The sequence below is a fragment of the Novosphingobium sp. FG90 genome (assembly GCF_057808725.1).
The window spans coordinates 137,473-153,415 of the sequence record NZ_JBMDIO010000007.1 but is presented as its reverse complement, the minus strand read 5'-3'; the positions used below and the strand labels follow the sequence as shown (position 1 = coordinate 153,415).

The 15,943-nt window shown below is 66.6% G+C and carries 12 protein-coding genes; 3 read left to right on the top strand and 9 right to left on the bottom strand.

The features are described from left to right. Positions 1-43: 43 nt before the first annotated feature. The 6 genes from ACODRZ_RS08990 to ACODRZ_RS08965 all read right to left on the bottom strand — a co-directional run bounded on the left by ACODRZ_RS08990 (position 44) and on the right by ACODRZ_RS08965 (position 6,998). Positions 44-898 (bottom strand): TauD/TfdA dioxygenase family protein, encoded by an 855-nt coding sequence (locus ACODRZ_RS08990; RefSeq protein ID WP_488970017.1) that lies wholly within the window; start codon positions 896-898, stop codon positions 44-46. Further along, on the bottom strand, positions 883-2,250 hold the full coding sequence (locus ACODRZ_RS08985; RefSeq protein ID WP_488970018.1) for an amidohydrolase family protein: 1,368 nt from the start codon (positions 2,248-2,250) through the stop codon (positions 883-885). Before ACODRZ_RS08985 ends, ACODRZ_RS08990 begins: the two co-directional genes overlap by 16 nt. Before the next feature lie 87 nt (positions 2,251-2,337). Then, positions 2,338-2,787, bottom strand: coding sequence for a tRNA (cytidine(34)-2'-O)-methyltransferase (locus tag ACODRZ_RS08980; RefSeq protein WP_488970019.1), 450 nt, complete (start codon positions 2,785-2,787; stop codon positions 2,338-2,340). Positions 2,788-2,869: 82 nt separating this feature from the next. Beyond that, positions 2,870-4,294, bottom strand: a complete 1,425-nt coding sequence (locus ACODRZ_RS08975; protein WP_488970020.1) for an efflux transporter outer membrane subunit — start codon at positions 4,292-4,294, stop codon at positions 2,870-2,872. A gap of 8 nt (positions 4,295-4,302) precedes the next feature. Then, positions 4,303-5,838: an MDR family MFS transporter gene (locus ACODRZ_RS08970; protein WP_488970021.1), complete on the bottom strand. Its 1,536-nt coding sequence runs from the start codon at positions 5,836-5,838 to the stop codon at positions 4,303-4,305. Beyond that, on the bottom strand, positions 5,835-6,998 hold the full coding sequence (locus ACODRZ_RS08965; protein ID WP_488970022.1) for an HlyD family secretion protein: 1,164 nt from the start codon (positions 6,996-6,998) through the stop codon (positions 5,835-5,837). Before ACODRZ_RS08965 ends, ACODRZ_RS08970 begins: the two co-directional genes overlap by 4 nt. A 68-nt stretch (positions 6,999-7,066) precedes the next feature. On the opposite strand from ACODRZ_RS08965, the gene ACODRZ_RS08960 reads away from it, so the two are divergent. Beyond that, complete coding sequence (locus ACODRZ_RS08960) at positions 7,067-7,579, top strand: MarR family winged helix-turn-helix transcriptional regulator (RefSeq protein ID WP_488970023.1); 513 nt, start codon at positions 7,067-7,069, stop codon at positions 7,577-7,579. A gap of 207 nt (positions 7,580-7,786) precedes the next feature. Here ACODRZ_RS08960 and ACODRZ_RS08955 read toward each other — a convergent pair whose 3' ends face one another. Next, positions 7,787-9,088 carry a sugar MFS transporter gene (locus tag ACODRZ_RS08955; RefSeq protein ID WP_488970024.1) on the bottom strand — a complete coding sequence of 434 codons (1,302 nt, stop codon included), beginning with the start codon at positions 9,086-9,088 and terminating at the stop codon, positions 7,787-7,789. 468 nt (positions 9,089-9,556) lie between these two features. On the opposite strand from ACODRZ_RS08955, the gene ACODRZ_RS08950 reads away from it, so the two are divergent. After that, the gene (locus tag ACODRZ_RS08950) at positions 9,557-10,567 is read left to right on the top strand and encodes a LacI family DNA-binding transcriptional regulator (RefSeq protein ID WP_488970025.1); all 1,011 of its coding nucleotides are present in this window, start codon (positions 9,557-9,559) and stop codon (positions 10,565-10,567) included. A 130-nt stretch (positions 10,568-10,697) separates the two neighbouring features. Here ACODRZ_RS08950 and ACODRZ_RS08945 read toward each other — a convergent pair whose 3' ends face one another. After that, a complete protein-coding gene (locus tag ACODRZ_RS08945; RefSeq protein WP_488970026.1) occupies positions 10,698-13,037 on the bottom strand; it encodes a transketolase in 2,340 nt (779 codons plus the stop codon). A 142-nt stretch (positions 13,038-13,179) separates the two neighbouring features. Here ACODRZ_RS08945 and ACODRZ_RS08940 point away from each other — a divergent pair, with 142 nt between their 5' ends. Continuing rightward, positions 13,180-13,644: an Lrp/AsnC family transcriptional regulator gene (locus ACODRZ_RS08940; protein ID WP_488970027.1), complete on the top strand. Its 465-nt coding sequence runs from the start codon at positions 13,180-13,182 to the stop codon at positions 13,642-13,644. 137 nt (positions 13,645-13,781) lie between these two features. Here the strand turns inward: ACODRZ_RS08940 and ACODRZ_RS08935 are convergent, their stop codons facing one another. Then, positions 13,782-15,890, bottom strand: a complete 2,109-nt coding sequence (locus ACODRZ_RS08935; protein ID WP_488970028.1) for a transglycosylase domain-containing protein — start codon at positions 15,888-15,890, stop codon at positions 13,782-13,784. Between the last annotated feature and the right edge of the window lie 53 nt (positions 15,891-15,943).

Below are 15,943 nucleotides of genomic sequence, written 5' to 3'. Positions count from 1 at the left end.
TCAGTAGGCGTAATGCGTAATAATTTCACTTTAATTCAGTACCTTATTCCAAGGGAACATCGCCGAGTATCTGTACGCGGTAGCCGGAACGGACCTGCGGGAAATAATCCCAGGTAGCCGAGTGCTGCGTGCAGCGGTTGTCCCAGAACGCGATCGAATGCGGCGCCCATGAAAAGCGGCACTGGAACAGCGGGTGCTTCACATGGTCGAACAGGTAGGCCAGCAGAGCGTCGCTTTCGGCACGCGGCAGGCCTTCGATGTAGGTCGTGTACCCCTTGTTGACGTAGATGGCCTTGCGCCCCGAAGTCGGATGCGTGCGGATCACCGGATGGCTGCTGCGCGGCAGCTTCATCCCTTCGGGCGTGATGCCGCCGAAGCCGACCACCGCGTCATGCACCGCCGTCAGTCCCTCCAGGTGCGCCTTCATCCGGTCTGACAAGGCATCATAGGCGGCATACATGTTCGAGAACGCGGTATCCCCGCCTACCGGCGGGACCGTATGCAGGTAGAGCACCGAGCCCAGCGGCGGCTCCGGGTCGCAACTCATGTCCGAATGCCAGTCCTCGCCCGCGACGAAAGTGGAATCCCCGTCGGCGTGCATGATCGTGATTTCGGGGTGGCCAGGCTCCTGCCAGGGTTTCGTGCTCGGCGCGATATGGATGCCGCCGAAATAGTTGGCAAAGCGCTTGTGCGCCGCGTGGTCGATCGGCTGGTCCCGGAAGAAGATCACCAGCCGGTCCTCCAGCGCGCGGTGCAGTTCCTCCACCTCGATATTGGAGAGCGGCTGCGTAAGGTCCACGCCCGATACCACCCCGCCCATGCCGGGTGTGAGCGGGGTCACCGTGATCGCCGAATATTCCACCTTGTCCGTCCCTTCCTGCATCAGATGATCGGCCATTCACTGACCAGCGGCAATCCCGATCGGCCGAGCACGGCCTGCGCCATCGCCTGCCCCTCGGCCCACAGCGCATCCTCGTCGATGAGGGTGCAGCGATAGTCCTGCACCACGCGCACGCCATCGATCCAGACCGAGTGGACACCCCGCCCGTCGGCCGAGGCGACCAGTTGCTCGACCGGATTGTTGAGCGGCACCCACTCCGGACGCCGGATGTCATGGGCGACGATATCCGCCTTCATGCCTTGTGCGAGAGCGCCGATGCTGTCCGACAGCCCGAGCACTTTAGCGCCGTTCACCGTCGCCATCTCCAGCGCAGCGTGCGCAGGGAACAGCGAGCGGTCTTCGCGCGCATCGCGGAACAGCGAGGCCATCAGCGCCATGACACGCATCATGTCGTGGTTGTCCGCCCCGTCGGTGCCGAGCGCAATCGTGACGCCCGCCGCCGCCAGTTCCGGGAACAGCCCGCGCCGCGTCACGCCATAGCCCCCGCGCAGGGCGGCGTCGGGGCAATGCGTGACACGGGTTCCGCTCGCCGCGACCAGTTCCGCCTCGCGCGCATCGATGTGGACCATGTGGACGAGGTTGAGATGCGGCCCGAGCACGCCCAGATCGGCCAGATGCTCGACCGCGCGCTTCCCGGTCACGGCAAGATACCATTCGGAATCGCCTGCGACCGGGCTCATGTGCGCCGAAACGCCGGTGCCGGTACGCCGGGCGAGTTCCGTCACCTGCCGCCACAAGGTGTCGGTCGCGGTCATGTGGCCGATGAGGTTGGGCCAGGCGGCAATGCGGCGACCGTCCTGCGGATAGGCTGCGAGGTCGCGCTCCAGCGCCGCGAAGGCATCGCGGGTGAGCGCATCGGCGTCGGCAGCAGGATCCCAGGCACGGTCCTCGGTCCAGCGGCCGACACGCCCCCGAATCCCTGTCTCGGCGATCGCGGCCATGACTTCGTCGAAGGCGATGACCGTTCCGGCCTCCAGGAAGGTCGTCGTTCCGGTGCGCAGCATCGCAGCGACGGCGAGCCTGGCCGCCACCGCCTGCTCGGCGGGCGAATGGTCCTTGTAGAGCGGGATCACCCACCGGCCGAGCGTCTCGTCGAAGGGCAGGTCACCGGGAACAAAGCCCCGGATTAGCGTCTCGGTGACGTGGACATGGGCATTGACGAAGCCCGGCGTCAGCAGGAATCCGGAACCGTCCACCACTTCGCGTGCGGCGATCCCGGCAAGGTCGGCAGCCTTACCCACCGCCACGATGGTGTCCCCCGAAAAGGCCACCGCACCGTCGCGGATGACGCGGCGCCCGGCATCCATCGTGATGACCGTCGCGCCGGTAATGATGGTGTCTGCCTGCATGCGTCCCGGCCGTAGTGATGGCTGCGACTATAGCTCAGACACCGGGCGGCACTTGAGCGAGCGCGGCAGTTTTGTTGATCGGCCGGGTTATGGAAGCGTCGAAGTCTGCCGCAATCCTTCGCCGAGTGCCAGTGCCGCCGATGTCGCGAGGTTCATCGAACGGACCTGCGGGCGCATCGGAATGCGTACACGGGCCTGGCACGCCTCGGCGACGAATTCGGGAACCCCTGCGCTTTCCTTGCCGAACAGCAGGACGTCATCCGGCCGGAAGTCGAATTCGTAGGCGGATTCGCTGCTCTTCGTCGTGAACAGCACCAGCCTGCTTGCCCCGACGGTGCTCTTGAATGCCGCGAAATCGGCATGGCGCGTCACGCTGACGTGATCGATATAGTCCATCGCCGTGCGACGCACCCGGCGGTCATCCCACGCGAAGCCCATCGGCTCGATGAGGTCCACCCCGGCGCCGAAGCAGGCACACAGCCGCAGGACGGCGCCGACGTTTCCGGCGATTTCCGGTTCGAAGAGAGCAATGCGCATCGCGCGCTGATAGGCACCCGACTATACGGCGCGCAAGCCCGATCCGGCGCGCCGTCATCCCCGTCCCGATTACCAGGCCCGGTTAGCGCCAGGCAAACCCAAGCGCCTTCTGGATCGCGACATAGTCGCCCGTCAGCGCCGCGCGGGCGGAGACAAGGTCCTGCTCGGCGCGGTTAAGGTCGTTGCGGGCGCTGAGTGCGGCGATTTTCGTCGCCGTTCCCGCCTGATAGCGGTTCTGCGCCAGTCGTTCGGTCAGCGCCGCCTTGTCCCGCACGCGCGCCAGCGAGGCCACCGTCACGCGGGCTTCGCGGAACCGTCCGAGGGCGTCTTCCGCATCCTGCAGCGCTGAAAGCACGGTGCCGTCGTAGCGGGCCTCCGCCTCGTCGCGGGTCGCCCTGGCTTGCCCGACTTTCGCCTTCGTGCGGCCGAAATCGAGGAAACTCCAGCTCAGCTGCGGCGCTCCGACCGCGACAAAATCGTCGAGATTGCCAAGATCGCTGATCTTGGTGCCGCCGATGCCGATGAGGCCCATGAACGACAGGCGCGGGAAGCGGGCGGCCTCGGCCTGCCCGATTTTCGCGGTATCGGCGGCCAGCGTGCGCTCTGCAGCGCGGATGTCGGGGCGGTGCGCAAGCAGTGCCGCAGGGTCACCCACCGGCACCAAGGCGGGGGGTAAGGGTACCTCACCGGCTCCCGACAAGTCCGCATCGACCGCGCCGGGCTGCTGCCCGGTCAGCACCGCCAGGGCATTGAGATAGGCGTCACGCTCCGCCGCCAGAGGGGCTATCCGGGCGCGCGTGGCATCGAGCTGGCTCTCGGCCTGCGCGACGTCCGCCGCCGTCGCCGTGCCGCGATCAAAGCGCTGGCGGGTGAGCGCCAGCATGTCCGTCTGCATCGCCACCGACTGCTGGCCCAGCGCGATGCGCTGCTGGCGATCGCGCAAGTTCAGGTAGCTCTGCGCGACGTTGGCCGAGATGCTGACCTGCACGTCGGCAAGGCTGGCCTCGGTGCCTTCCATCTGCGCGCGCGCGGCTTCGACGGTGCGGCGCTGGCCGCCGAACAGGTCGATCTCCCAGCTTGCGTCGAAGCCGAGGTTGTAGAGGTTGAGATCGCTGCTGGAACTGCCGCCTTCCTCCCCGCTATCGCTCGATCCGAGGTTCGCGCCGGGAATGTGAGCGTGGGCATAGAGCGCAGAAGCGCTCGCCTTGGGCGCGGTGTTCGCGCGCTGCTCGCCCAGCGCCGCGCGAGCCTGCCGCAGCCGCGCTTCGGCTGCGCGGATGTCGGTGTTCTCAGCAAGAGCACGGACGATCAGCGCATCGAGCTGAGGATCGCCCAGGGTCTTCCACCAGTCGGCGACCGGCGGCGCGCTGGTCGTGCCCGCGTCGGCACGCACGAAGCCTGCCCCTGCATCGGATACCGCCTTGGGCGGCCCGGCATAGTCGGGGCCGACAGTGCAACCGGCCAGCAAGCCGGTCGCGAGGGAAAGCAGCAAAATCTGGGAACGCATGGTCTTCCTCAATGTCCGGACGCCAGCGGCGCGTTCTTGGGCAGCGGCCTCAGGAAAAGTACGAGCGGGATCACGAACACGATGCCCACCGACATGATCCAGAACATGTCGCTGTAGGTCATCGTCAACGCCTGTGTCTGGATCGTCGCCTCGATGGAGCGCAGCGCGCCGCTGCCCTGTCCGGCAACGTAGTCCTGCACGGCGATCGAATTGGCGTTGAGGCTCTCCTCAAGCCTGCGACTGTGCAGCCACAGTCGCTGGTCCTGAATGATGGCGATCCCCGCCAGCGCGAACGAACCGCCAAGGTTGCGGGCCGAATTATAGAGCCCCGAGGCATCGCCCGCCTGCTCGGGCGGCACCGAGCGGATCGCCGCCTGATTCAGGAACATCATGCAGAACACGGTGCCCATCCCGCGCAGCAGCTGGGAGTCGGTGAAGTCCGAGCTGTCCGACGTGGCAGTCAGGCCCGTCTCCAGCCAGGCGCTGAGCGCGAGGATGCACAGCCCGAGACACACGGAAATGCGAATGTCCACGTTGCGCAGCAGCCAGGGCGTGATCGGCATCATCATCATGACCGGAATGCCCGAGAGCATAACCACCTGCCCCGCCTGCAGCGAATTGTATCCGGCGATCGTCGCCAGGAACTGCGGGATCGCGTAGGACGTCCCGTAGATCACCATGCCGACCACGGTGACCATGGCCACCACGCTGCCGAACTGCCGGTTGAGCAGCAGGCTCAGCCGGATGACGGGCTTGCGCGCGATGACCTGCCCCAGCCCCAGCAAGGCGAAGCCGAGCAGCGAGATGAGCGAGAGCGTGATGATCAGCGAGGATTCGAACCATTGTTCCCGCTCGCCCTCTTCCAGCACCACCGTCAGCGCGCCGAGCCCCAGCGCGAGGCCGAGGATGCCCAGCCAGTCCGCCTCGCGGATCAGGTGCAGCTTGGCGGGCTGGTGCGGGATGGCGAGGAGCAGCAGCGTGACCAGCGCGATGCCGACCGGCAGGTTGAGGAAGAAGGCGTAATGCCAGCTCACGTTTTCGGTCAGCCAGCCGCCGAGCACCGGACCGACGACCGGCCCCAGCAGTGCCGTCGCGCCGAACAGGGCATTGCCGACCGGCTGCTGCGCACGCGGCAGCCGCGTCGCCACGATCGTCATCGCCGTGGGAATCAGCGCGCCGCCGGTAAAGCCCTGCCCGACCCGCCCGACGATCATCATCGGCAGCGTCGTCGAAAGACCGCAGGCGATCGAGAACAGCGTGAACAGGGTTGCGGCGACCAGCAGCAGCGTGCGCAGCCCCAGCAGCCGCTCGAGCCAGCCGGAAAGCGGGATGACGATGATCTCCGCCACCAGATAGGCCGTCGCGATCCACGTGCCTTCAGTGCCGCTGGCGCCGATTTCGCCCTGGATCGTCGGCAGCGAGCTGTTGACGATCGACACGTCGAGCGTTGCCATGAGCGCGCCCAGTGTGCCCGCCGCCACGGCGAGCCAGGCCGCCGCATCGGCGCGCTTTTCAGGTTGAAGCGCGGGAACCGCGTCGCTCACCGCTTGGCGTCCCGGCGTGCCTCTTCCTGAGCGGCAATGCCGTGCTGCGCGCCCTTGGCCGAGATGGTATCGACAGTGACGACGACCGAAAGGCCCGGAACGAGAACGCGGCGCGCTTCGGAGCCTGCATCGATGGCGATGCGCACCGGTACGCGCTGGACGATCTTGGTGAAGTTGCCCGTGGCATTCTGCGGCGGCAGCAGCGAGAACTGCGCCCCGGTGCCCGGAGAGATGCTTTCGACGTGCCCGGCGATCTTCGTGCCGTCCAGCGCATCGACCTCGATCGTCGCGGGCTGGCCCGGGCGCATCAGGCCAATCTGCGTTTCCTTGAAGTTGGCCGTGACGTAGAGCTTGGACAGCGGCACGACCGACATCAGCCGCGTGCCCGCCTGCACGAACTGCCCGGCGCGCACCGTGCGGTCGCCGATCCGGCCCGCGACGCTGCTCTTCAACACTGTCGAGCCGACATTGACATGTGCGGCGGCCAGCTGCGCGCGCGCCGCCTCGCCCTGCGCATCGGCCTGACGGACCTGCGCATTGAGCGCCGCGATCCGGCGCTCTGCCGAAAGCAGCGAGGCGCGCTGCGCATCCGCGACGGCGCGGGCCTTCGCCGCCTGATTGCGCAGGCTGGACAGGCGCTCGGCGGTCTCTGCTCCGCTGGCGGCGAGCGGCGCGTAGCGAGCCGCTTCCCCGGCGGCGAAGCGCGCGTCCTGCTCGGCCGAAGCAAGCTGGGCGCGGGCCTGCGCGATAGCCGCTTCCTGCTCACCGATCGTGGCGCGCACATTGTCGGCATTGGCCTTGGCGACATCGATCTGGGCCTGATATTGCTGCGCCTGCGCATCGTAGTCGCGCGGGTCGATGCGGACGAGAGGCTGGCCCGCCTTCACGTCCTGATTGTCACCGACGAGCACCTCCTCGACATAACCGGAAATCTTTGGAGAGATCGTCACCGCATCGGCCTGGATATAGGCGTCGTTGGTGTCCTGCTCGAACTTGCCGTACATCTGGTACTGGAACAGCCAGATGCCGCCTGCGATCACCACCAGAACGCCCGCCGCCAGCAGGCCGCGGCGCACACCCGGCCGCTTGAACGGAGGGACGCGCTCCGGCCCCTGATTCGCGGCAGACTGCCCCTGCGATTCGCTCAAATCCGTAGCCATCAATCGAAATCCATACCGTTATTGCTGCATCGCAGCGGCGATCACGCTCGCACTTGCACCTAAGCGCGATGTATGGCAACACCATTTTATATGGTCCCACACTATTTCCTGTCATGAGCATCGAGCACGAAATCCTCGAAGAGATGCGCGATCTGCACCAGCGGATGCATCGCCTGTTCAACGATCGCGTGCGCGAGCGGGGGACATCGCTCGCGCAGCTCAAGCTGCTGATGTTGCTGGACCGTGCCGGGCCGATCCGATCGACCGACATCGCCGACACCCTCAATCAGGCGCCGCGCACGGTGACGGAGGCCGTGGATGCACTGGAACGCGACGGGCTGGCGATGCGCACGCCCGATCCGACCGATCGCCGCGCAAAGCGCATAAGCCTCACGCCGGCAGGGGAGGCAGTGGTGCAGGAAGTCGCGCCTTACCGGGATGCATTCGCCGAGGAATTCTTTGCATCCCTTCCGACTGAAGACATGCGCGAGTTTCTGCGCATCCTGAAGGCGCTCAACGACCGGACCATCGAAATGGGAGCACCGGTCGGCCTGATCCCGGAAGCGGCTTCAGGTCAGTAAGGCGACCGTCAAAGCGGCGATCGTGCCGGTGCACATCACCGCAACGCACAAGATGCGGAATTCGCAGGCGCAAAATACGGATTCCAGACCGTCCATAGCCTCTCTCCATGTCGCCTCATTCTTGAGTGCGTCATGGATAATACCACGGACGATAATGGCCCGCCAGCGAAGGCTGACGGGCCATTGATGCATCGCGGCAGCGTTGGCCTACGCCTGTGCGGCGCTCTTGCGCGCGAATAGGCCGAAGCCCGCGATAACCGCGTAGCAGACCGCCGGGAGGACCAGCGCCACGCCGAGATTGCCCCCGGCCGCGTCGGCGATCGCGCCGGTCGCCAGCGGCACGATCGCACCGCCGCAGATCGCGACGTTGATGATGCCCGACCCGTCCGCCGCACGCATGCCCAGCTTGTCGCAGGCGAGGCTGAAGATGGTCGGGAACATGATCGAGTTCATCAGCCCCACCGCCAGCAGGGCATAGCCCGAGACATGGCCGCTGGACGTCACCGAAAGCGCGATCAGCGCTATCGCCGCGCAGGCATTGAAAGCCAGCACGATGCCGGGGTTCAGCACGCGCAGCACCGCCGAACCGATGAAGCGGCCGACCATCGCTCCGCCCCAGTAGAGGCCGATCAACTTGCCCGCCGACTGCTCGGGCAGCGCCATGACGTGATCCTGCATCAGGTAGCTGACGATGAGCGATCCGATCGACACTTCCGCCCCGACATACAGGAAGATGCATAGCGCGCCGTAGCCGAAGCGCGGACGCTTCAGCAGGTCGAAGCCCGCAAAACCGCCGGCGTCCCCGTGCTTCTCGACCGGGAGACGATTGCGGAACATCCACACGGCTCCCGCGACGATCGCCAGCGCGACCGCGATGCCGAGATAACCGTGCACGATCGCGGCGCTTTCCGCGCGGCGATAGGCGTCGAGCGCCTCTCCGGTCAGGTCATGGGCCGAGACCTTGGCCAGACTGCCGAGGATCAGCACCGACCCCGCGATCGGGAAGATCGTGGTGCCCAGCGAGTTGAAAGCCTGCGCGAACGTCAGGCGCGAACTGGTGGTTTCCGGCTTGCCCAGCAGGCTGATCAGCGGGTTCGCCACCACCTGCACGATCACCACGCCCGCCGCCAGCACGAAGTATGCGGCCAGGAACAGCCAGTAGCTCGCCGTCTGCGAGGCCGGAATGAAGGCCAGGCACCCCGCGATCATGATCACCAGCCCTGCCGCCGCGCCGCGCATGTACCCGACCTTGCGCACCAGCATCGCGCCCGGAATGCCGATCACCGCATAGGCCGTGAAGAAGCAGAACTGCACCAGCATCGCCTGCGTGTAGCTGAGGGTGAACAGTTCCTTGAGCTTGGGAATGATCACGTCGTTCAGGCTGGTGATGCCGCCGAAGATGAAGAACAGCGCCATCACGAAATAGCGCAGTTCGGCCGCATCGACGTGGCCTCCGGGCACTTCCTCGGCGAATTGCGGATCACTGCGGGTGGACGGCGCCATCGCCATGAATGGGGATTCCTTGTGCTGCGTATGGGGTGCTGCGTGTCGGGAGCGGTCGTAGATCAAGCGGAGGTTTCTGCAAGGCCGGTCGCGGAGGAGGGTGCGACCGGCCTTGCTGGGAGGATCAACCCTCCCAAAGTTCTCCGCCCGGCCGCGCCGCCACGGGTTCGCCCGGCACTTGCGCCGAAGCGACTGCAAGGAATTCTCTCACTGTCCCCTCCCGCTCTGCCAGCGCGCTTTGAAGATTGCAGCCTGACGTTTGATCGGCTGCACATGTATTTCCAAAAAACAGCGCTGTCATCAAAAAAGATACTCGCAATTATGGGCAAAACGTGACCGCTAACAGGGTTTCCTGATACAACGCTGTCTTCACGACCGGCCCGTCTCCCGCATGATGGCGATTGCCTTGCATTCGGGCGGGCTTGGTGGAACAGAGACGTTGCACAAGGCCAATCTGAGGACACACCGGGGGAAATGAAAAAAGTCACCATCATGGACGTCGCCCGCCAGGCGGGCGTCTCGATGAAAAGCGTCTCCCGGGTCATCAACAACGAAGCGAGCGTCCGCCCCGACCTAAAGGCCAAGGTCGACAAGGCCGTCGCCGAACTGGGTTACCGCCCCAACTTCGCCGCGCGTGCGCTGGCGGCCGGGCGCTCGTTCTTCCTCGGCATCCTGTTCGACAACCCGAGCCCGGGCTACACGCTGCAGATCCTCAACGGCGCCTACGCGGCCTGCCGCGCCGCCGGCTTCCAGCTCGTCATCGAAAGCGTCGATACCTCCGCTGGCGACATCCGCGAGGTCATGGACGACCTGCTGCGCAGCGCCCGCCTCGACGGCATGGTCGTCACTCCGCCCGCCTGCGACAACGAGGCCGTTATCGCTGCCCTCGACGCGCGCAAGCTGCCTTACGTCCTGCTCGCCCCGATCCGCGACAATCCCGAAATCGCCAGCGTCCGCTCGAACGACGCGGCGGCAGTGCATGACCTCGTCCGCCACCTCTGGGGCCTCGGCCACCGCAGGTTCGGCCTCATCGACGGACCCGCGACGCATGGCGCGAGCCACTGGCGGCGCGAAGCTTTCGTCGCCGCGCTGGAGGAACGTGGCCACGCCCCGTCCGACATCGTCACCGCCACCGGAGAGTTCACGTTCTCCTCCGGGATCGGGGCCGGGCTGCAGATCATGCGCGCGCCCGAGCCGCCGACCGCGATCTTCGCGGAGAACGACGACATGGCCGCCGGTGTCTTCGCCGCCGCCGCCCAGCTGGGCGTCAAGATTCCCGACGACCTTTCGGTCGTCGGCTTCGACGACAGCTGGATCGCCCGCAGCGTCTGGCCGGAACTGACGACGATGCGCCAGCCGATCTTCGAAATGGCCGAGGAAGCCGTGCGGCTGCTCCTCGACTTTCGCAAGACCAGCGAAGTCGGCAAGAAGACCTTCGACTGCACCCTCGTGACGAGGGGATCGACCGCGCCTCCTCGCCGCTAGAGCCTGGGAATCTCACATCGGATCGTCATTGCGAGCGAAGCGAAGGAATCCAGGGCGGCGTAGAGATCCCTGGATTGCTTCGCTTCGCTCGCAATGACGGCAGAGTGGGTCGATCTCGCGCCGAAAGCGCTCAATCCTCCAGGAAAAGTTCGGCGGCGGCGTCGATGATGGCATCGGCGTCGAGACGATAAGTCCGGTAGAGATCGTAGAGGTCCCCCGTCTGCCCGAAGCGGTCGGTGCCGAGCGGGCTGACGCGCATGCCCTTGACCCCGCCCAGCCACGACAGCGCCCCCGGCGAGCCGTCGAGCACCGTCACCAGCCCCGCCCCCGGCGCCAGCGCGCCCAGCAAGGTTTCGGCATGGCTCGGCACCTGCTTCTGCCCGTTCCAGCGCGCCGCCCGCCGCGCCGACCAGCCGCGATGGAGCAGGTCCGGCGAAGTCACGTTGAGCAGGCCGATACCCGGCAGATCCTCCGCCAGTTGCTCCCACGCCGCCAGCGCCTCGGGCGCCACGACGCCGGAGAAGGCGATCGCCGCCTGCGCGCTCGGCCCCGGCTTCTTCAGCCAGTATCCGCCCTTCAGCGCATCGGCCTGCCAGTCGTCATCCTCACGCTCCACCTGCGGGATCGCGCGGGTCGAGAGGCGCAAGTAGACCGAGCCGCCGTCCTCGCGCTGCATGTGGTCGAACGACCAGCCCATGATGAGCGCCAGTTCGTCGGCGAAGGCCGGGTCGAAGGCGGTGAGGCCGGGCTGGCCCATGCCGATCAGCGGGGTGTTGATCGACTGGTGCGCGCCGCCCTCCGCCGCCAGCGTCAGGCCCGAGGGCGTGCCCACCAGCAGGAACCGCGAGTCCTGATAGCAGCCATAGTTCAGCGCATCGAGCCCGCGCGAGATGAACGGATCGTAGACCGTCCCCACCGGCAGCAGCCGCGTGCCGAAGTGCGGACCCGCCAGCCCCAGCGAGGCGAGCATGATGAAGAAGTTGTTCTCGGCGATGCCCAGTTCGATGTGCTGGCCCGCCCCGTGCGCCGACCACTTCTGCGCCGATGGAATCTTCGCCTTCTGGAACACGTCGGCCAGTTCCTGCCGCCGGAACAGTCCGCGCTGGTTGACGAAGCCGCCGAGGTTGGTGGTCTGCGTGACGTCGGGCGCGGTGGTGACGATGCGGTCGGCCAGTTCCTCGCCCGACTTGGCGATGTCGAGGAGGATGCGGCCGAAGGCGGCCTGCGTCGATTGCTCCGCGCCTTCGGGCGCCGGCAGCACCGGCACGGCGACGGCAGGCGCCAGCGGCTCGGCGGGCTTGCGGGCGATCGGGCTGGCCTTGACGAAGGCGTCGAGTGCGGCGGCGGCATTGTCGCCAAGGCCGCCCCAGGGTTCCCACTCCTGCCCTTCCGGCACGCCCATCAGGGTGCGGAACTGCTCCATCTGGGGCGGGTTCATCATGCCCGAATGGTTGTCCTTGTGCCCCGCCAGCGGCAGGCCATGGCCCTTGACGGTATAGGCGATGAACAGCGTCGGCCGGTCATCGTCGCAGGCATCGAAGGCATCGATCAGGCTTTCGATGCAGTGGCCGCCGAGGTTGGTCATCAGCGCCGCCAGCGCATCGTCGTCGTAGCTGTCCAGCAGCTTGCGTACTTGCGCCTTGCCGCCGATGTCGGCCATCAGCCGCGCCCGCCAGGCCGCGCCGCCCTGATAGGTCAGCACCGCGAAGTCGGCATTGGGGCACTGGTCGATCCATTCCTCGATCGCCTTGCCGCCGGGCCGCTGGAACGCCTCGCGCTGCAGCTTGCCGTACTTGAGCGTGACGACGCGCCAGCCGCAGGTTTCGAAGATGTCGTCGAAGCGGCGGAACATACGATCCGCCGTCGTGCTGTCGAGCGACTGGCGGTTGTAATCCACCACCCACCAGCAGTTGCGCAGGTCGTGCTTGTAGCCTTCGATGAGGCATTCGTAGATGTTGCCCTCGTCGAGTTCGGCATCGCCCATCAGCGCGATCATGCGCCCTGCGTCTTCCTCGCGGACCTGCCCATGCGCGACGAGATAGTCCTGCACCAGACTGGAGAACGCCGTCACCGCGACGCCGAGGCCGACAGAGCCGGTCGAGAAGTCGACTGGGATCGTGTCCTTGGTGCGCGAGGGATAGCTCTGCACGCCGCCGAGGCCGCGAAAGCGCTCCAGCTTCTCGCGCGTCTGCTCGCCCAGCAGGTAGTGGATCGCGTGGAGCACCGGCCCCGCGTGCGGCTTCACCGCCACCTTGTCCTGCGGGCGCAGCGCATGGAAGTAGAGCGCGGACATGATCGCCGTCATCGAGGCGCAGCTGGCCTGATGCCCGCCGACCTTCAGGCCATCGCGCTTGGGCCGCAGGTGGTTGGCGTTGTGGATCGTCCATGCCGAGAGCCATAGCAGCCGCTTTTCCAGCGCCTCCAGCGTCGCGACAAGGTCGGCGCGGGTCTGGGTGATCGTGTCGGCCATCTGCTCATGCTCCCTGAATGGCGCTCGAGCGCCATCGCGGCAGGATACGCTCGGCGGGCTGCGCATGTCCTTGCGTGTTCGGCCTCTCAGCGCATATCCATTGGCAGAACCTGCCGACAATTCCACAATGGACGCCATAATCATGCCATCACCGCTGGACTCGATCGACCGCCGGATTCTCGTCGAACTGCAGTCCGACGGACGCATCACCAATCAGGAATTGTCGGAGCGGGTCGGCCTGTCCCCCTCCCCCTGCCTGCGCCGCCTCAAACAGCTGGAAGGCGAAGGCGTGATCACCCGCTACGTCGCGCTGGTCGATCCCGAGACGGTAGGTCTTGGCGTCACCGCCTTCGTCCGCGTGCGGCTCGATCAGCAGGATGACCGCCACCTGGAAGCCTTCGAAACCGCGATCATGCAGTTTCCCGAGGTCATGGAATGCTACCTGATGACCGGGGAGGCGGACTATCAGTTGCGGCTGCTGGTGCCTTCGCTGGGCACTTTCGAGGATTTCCTGCGCAACAGGCTGACGCGGATCGAGGGCGTCTCGCAAGTCACCACCAGCTTTGCACTAAGGCCGGTGGTGTACCGGACTAAAATCCCGGTGTGATGACGGCAGGGACGTCGTCCCGGACTTGATCCGGGACCGCTGGCCGTGACCAGCCCACTTACGGGAGCAGCACCTTGCCGACAGAACTCGCCTAAAGACAGCCACCGGTCCCGGATCAAGTCCGGGACGACGAACTGTCACGGCGCGCCCGAAGGACTCGGCGCGACCGATGATCTCGGTGCGGGTGAGGCGCTGCCGCTCGGCTCGATGCGCAGGCCCTGCCCGTCCAGCGTCACGTCGAGCGGCACCCCTTCGACCTTGGTGCTCAACACCGCCTGTCCGTTCTCGATGCGGATGTGGTTGTCGTCGCCTACCGGAATGTCGCCGAGGTCCGGCACGTCGAGCGGCTGGACCGGGCCGTCCGGATCGGCAGCCTTGCGCGGCGGCGGCGTGGCCTTCTCGCCCAATGCCTCGCGCATGAAGTCGCGCCAGATGCGCGCTGGGACGGTGCCGCCGGAGACCCCGTTCAGCGGCGAATTATCATCCTTGCCGACCCAGACGCCGACGACGAGATCGCCCGAATAGCCCACGAAGAGCGCATCGCGGTTCTCCTGACTGGTGCCGGTCTTGCCGAAGTTCGGCGCCTGCAGCATCGCCGCGCGGCCGGTGCCGCGATTGACGGTGGCGCGCAGCATGCCCTCGATCGCCTCGTGATCATGCTTCGACAGCGAGCGCTTGCCGTCGAGCAACCAGTCGAACAAGCCCGCTTCCGGCACCGGGAAGGCGCGCGGCTCGACCGGGAAACTGTTGGCGGCGACACCCGCATAGGCGGACGTGAGTTCCAGCAGCGTCATCGTCGCGGTGCCGAGCGCCAGGCTGGGATCGCCCATCGGCAGCGGCGAAGACACGCCGAGCCGCCGCGCCATGTCGATCACCGACTCGTCACCGACCTTGTTGAACAGCCGCACCGCCGCGACGTTGCTGGAGCGCGCGAAGGCGTCCTCCAGCGTGATCGTCGGCGAATAGGCCCCGCCGGCGTTCTGCGGGCGATAGGAGCCGGTCTCGATCGGGGTATTGGGGATCGTGTCCTCGGGGCTCATGCCGGATTTGATCGCGGCGAGATAGACGAACAGCTTGAACGTCGAGCCCGGCTGGCGGCGCGCCTGCGTGACGCGGTTGAACGGGCTTTGCGAATAGTCCCGCCCGCCGACCATGGCGACGACCTCTCCGTTGCGCCGCATGGCCACGAGCGCGACCTGCGTGCCTGCGGGGACTTGCCGGGTGGCGCGGTGCGCGGCGGCTTGCAGGCGCGAATCCAGCGTCGTGCGATAGGACTCGGCGTGGCCCGCCGCTTCGAGCTGGCGCGCCTGCGGCAGCGCCCAGTCGGCGAAGTAAGTGCCGGTCGGAAGCTCGGCCCGGTTACGCACGTCGAGACGGGGCGTGGAAACCGCCTTCGCGTGCTGCGGCGTCATGTATCCGGCATCGGCCATGGCCTGCAGCACCACTCGCATGCGCTTTTCGGACGCGGCGAAGTTGTTGGTCGGCGCCAGGCGCGAGGGAGCCTTCATCAGCCCCGCCAGCAGCGCCGCCTGCCCCTCGGTCAGCTTCTCGGGCTGGCGATGGAAGTAGTGCAGCGAGGCCGCGCGGATGCCGTAGGTGTTGTCCCCGAAGTAGGCGTTCGAAAGGTAGCGTTCGAGAATTTCATCCTTGGTCAGCCAGGCTTCCAGCCAGAACGCGATCAGCATCTCGCGCGCCTTGCGCGTCAGGCTGCGCTCCGAACTCAGGAACGTGAACTTGGCCAGCTGCTGCGTGATCGTGGAGCCGCCCTGCGTATTCCCGCCGGTCACGTTGCTGAGCGCGGCGCGGGCAATGCCGCGCGGGTCGATGCCCCAGTGCGAGTAGAAGCGCCGGTCCTCGATCGCCAGGAACGCCTGCACGACGTGCGGCGGCAGGTCCTTCACCTTGACCGGATCGTCGGTAACCGCGCCGTTGCGGGCGATCGGCGTACCGTCGGCGGCGAGCAGCGTGATTTCCGGCGGCGCGATCGGCTGCAATGACTTGGACAGCGGCGCGGTGACCGCGAGATAGCCGACGGTCAGCACGAACAGCGCCAGAATCCCCGCGAACGTGCGGACCACGCGCTGCTTCCACGTCCAGCGGTGCCAGGGCAGAAGCCGCCACAGCCACGCCAAAACTCGACGCGGCCAGCTGCGCCACCCCCTGCCTTCGGGCAAGGGGGTCTCGACGAGCACGTTGTCCAGTTCGGGCTCGCGGGGGTCGGCGGCTATATGGCGGGAAAGCTCCATTGCCGCCTGCGTTTAGCCGATTCTCCCGGCAAACGCATCCGGGGTTTCGACGA

What these genes read in the sequence shown, in the direction of transcription:
- ACODRZ_RS08990 (WP_488970017.1), bottom strand. Translation starts at nt 898, where the DNA reads ATGGCCGATCATCTGATGCAGGAAGGGACGGACAAGGTGGAATATTCG.
- ACODRZ_RS08985 (WP_488970018.1), bottom strand. Translation starts at nt 2,250, where the DNA reads ATGCAGGCAGACACCATCATTACCGGCGCGACGGTCATCACGATGGAT.
- ACODRZ_RS08980 (WP_488970019.1), bottom strand. Translation starts at nt 2,787, where the DNA reads ATGCGCATTGCTCTCTTCGAACCGGAAATCGCCGGAAACGTCGGCGCC.
- ACODRZ_RS08975 (WP_488970020.1), bottom strand. Translation starts at nt 4,294, where the DNA reads ATGCGTTCCCAGATTTTGCTGCTTTCCCTCGCGACCGGCTTGCTGGCC.
- ACODRZ_RS08965 (WP_488970022.1), bottom strand. Translation starts at nt 6,998, where the DNA reads ATGGCTACGGATTTGAGCGAATCGCAGGGGCAGTCTGCCGCGAATCAG.
- ACODRZ_RS08960 (WP_488970023.1), top strand. Translation starts at nt 7,067, where the DNA reads ATGTATGGCAACACCATTTTATATGGTCCCACACTATTTCCTGTCATG.
- ACODRZ_RS08955 (WP_488970024.1), bottom strand. Translation starts at nt 9,088, where the DNA reads ATGGCGATGGCGCCGTCCACCCGCAGTGATCCGCAATTCGCCGAGGAA.
- ACODRZ_RS08950 (WP_488970025.1), top strand. Translation starts at nt 9,557, where the DNA reads ATGAAAAAAGTCACCATCATGGACGTCGCCCGCCAGGCGGGCGTCTCG.
- ACODRZ_RS08945 (WP_488970026.1), bottom strand. Translation starts at nt 13,037, where the DNA reads ATGGCCGACACGATCACCCAGACCCGCGCCGACCTTGTCGCGACGCTG.
- ACODRZ_RS08940 (WP_488970027.1), top strand. Translation starts at nt 13,180, where the DNA reads ATGCCATCACCGCTGGACTCGATCGACCGCCGGATTCTCGTCGAACTG.
- ACODRZ_RS08935 (WP_488970028.1), bottom strand. Translation starts at nt 15,890, where the DNA reads ATGGAGCTTTCCCGCCATATAGCCGCCGACCCCCGCGAGCCCGAACTG.